This is a genomic window from Gordonibacter pamelaeae 7-10-1-b (assembly GCF_000210055.1).
In the GTDB taxonomy this organism is placed as follows: domain Bacteria; phylum Actinomycetota; class Coriobacteriia; order Coriobacteriales; family Eggerthellaceae; genus Gordonibacter; species Gordonibacter pamelaeae.
In genome coordinates this window covers 2,585,726-2,588,175 of the sequence record NC_021021.1, presented here as the reverse complement: position 1 = coordinate 2,588,175, position 2,450 = coordinate 2,585,726, and the positions used below count along the sequence as shown (strand labels likewise).

Genomic DNA, 2,450 nt, shown 5'->3' with positions numbered 1-2,450 from the left:
ACGGTTCGACGGGAAGGTCAACCGCGCACTGTTCGTTCCCGCGCAGTAACGACGGTTCGCGCCGGGCGCCCTGCCGCCCGGCGCGGTTATGGAAGGAGAAGCAATGGATCAGGCCAATAGCTACTACGAGGCCCATAAGGGCGAGGTGGAGTGGCGCGACGGCGACTACACGGTGACGCGCACGACGGTGTGGTCGGGGCCCGGTTGCCACGACGGCTGCGGCGTGCTGTACTACACGAAGGACGGCAAGCTGGAGAAGGTGGAGGGCGACCCCGACTGCCCCTTCAACCAGGGCACGCTGTGCATGCGCTGCCTGGAGATGCCCGAAGCCGTGAACCATCCCGACCGGCCGACCGGTCCGCTCAAGCGGGCGGGCGAGCGCGGCGAGAACAAGTGGGAGTCCGTCACCTGGGACGAGGCCTACGACATTATCGAGGAGAAGGTGCGCGCCATCTGGAAGGACTACGGCGCCGAGTCCATCGCGTGCATGATCGGCACCGGTCGCAACAACTGCTGGCAGATCCCGTACCTGTGCTATGCGGCGTTCGGCTCGCCGAACTTCTGCCTGGGATTCCTCTCGGGCGAGTCGTGCTTCCAGCCACGCTCGGCGGCCATGGCCTCCATGAACGGCGACTTCCTCATCGCCGACATGTCACAGCAGTTCGAGAGCCGCTACGACACCGAGAACACCGAGTGGGTTCCGCCTGAGATGATCGTGGTCTGGGGGTGCAACCCCATCGCCTCGAACTCCGACAACTTCTACGGAGGCTGGGTCGTCGACTGCATGCAGCGCGGCAGCCGGTTGATCACCGTCGACCCGTCGCTCACCTGGTTGGCGGCCCGTTCCGACTATTGGCTGCGCCTGCGCCCCGGCACCGACGGCGCGCTCGCCCTGGCCATGCTCAACGTCATCATCTCCGAGGACCTCTACGACCGCGAGTTCGTCGAGAAGTGGTGCTACGGCTTCGACGAGCTTGCCGAGCGCGTCAAGGAATGGACGCCGGAGCGGGCGGAGGCGGTGTGCTGGGTTCCGAAGGACACCATAATCGGGGCGGCGCGCGCCTACGCGAAGGCCAAGCCCGCCACCATCCACTGGGGCCTGCCCATTGACCAGGCGGTTGTCGGCATCCCCACGGCGCAGGCCATCAACGCGCTGTGGGCCGTCACCGGCAACACGGACGTGCCGGGCGGCAACATCATCATCCGCAACGCGTTCGAGCAGAACGTGTCGTACAACTACGGATACCAGACCCTTCCCGCCGAGGTGCAGGCCAAGCGCATCGGCGCGGAGTACCCGCTCATGTCCAAGGCCGGGTTCAGCTCCACGGCCCACTCGGACTCCATCCTGCAGGCCATCGAGACCGGCAAGCCGTATCCCATCCGCATGCTCTGGCTTTCCTCCACGAACCCTATCGCCAACATGGCGTCCGACGCGCCGCGCGTCTACCGGGCGGTGCGCACCCTCGACTTCGTCGTGGTGTCCGACCCGTTCCTCACCCCCACGGCCGTGGCGTTCGCCGACGTGTTCCTGCCGGCGTCCATGAGCTGCGAGCGCAACACGCAGCGCGTATGGTGGGTGCCGCTGCGCGGCATGAAGAAGGTGACGCAGTTCGCCGACGTGCGTTCCGACGACACCATCGTCACGGACCTCGGACGCCGCCTGCATCCCGAGAACTTCCCCTGGACCGATGACATCGGCTGGACGAACGATATCCTCGTCAACGACACGCCAGGTTACGACGGCGACTTCGAGCAGCTGTGCAAGGACGTGTACGTCTATCCCGCGTTCGAGTACCGCAAGCACGAGAAGGGCCTGCTGCGCCCCGACGGGCAGCCCGGTTTCAACACGCCGTCCGGCCGCATCGAGCTCTACAACAGCATCTTCGCGCTGTGGGGCTACGACCCGCTGCCGCAGTGGGAGGAGCCATCCTGCTCGCCGTACGCCTCGCCGGAGCTGTACGAGCAGTACCCCTTCGTGCTGACGACGGGCGCGCGCTCGGTGGAGTTCTTCCATTCCGAGCATCGCCAGCTGGAGACGAGCCGCGAGTTCCACCCCGATCCGCTGTTCGAGATGAGCCCGAAGGCCGCCGAGGCCGCAGGGCTGTCCGAGGGGGATTGGTGCTGGCTGGAGAACCATCGCGGCCGCTGCCGCCAGAAGCTGCACGTGAACCCCTCGCTCGACGACCGCGTGGTGCGCGCCGAGCACGGCTGGTGGTTCCCGGAGCAGGAGGCCGCGGAACCTGTCCTGTTCGGAGTGTTCGACTCCAACATCAACAACCTGCTGCCGCAGTGCGAGAACGGGCCGACCGGTTACGGTGCCCCGTACAAGAACCAGCTGTGCCGTGTGTACGCCTGCACGGAGGAGAACAGCGCCGAGCTGCCCACGGCATGCGTGACGAGGAAGGACGGGTACTCGAAATGAGCGCTAACGCATTGATGATCGACTACGG

1 protein-coding gene is annotated in these 2,450 nt (G+C 66.1%); it reads left to right on the top strand.

What is annotated here, in order from left to right:
* The first annotated feature begins 103 nt into the window (after window positions 1-103).
* A complete protein-coding gene (locus GPA_RS12015; RefSeq protein WP_015540022.1) occupies window positions 104-2,422 on the top strand; it encodes a molybdopterin-dependent oxidoreductase in 2,319 nt (772 codons plus the stop codon).
* Window positions 2,423-2,450: the final 28 nt, after the last annotated feature.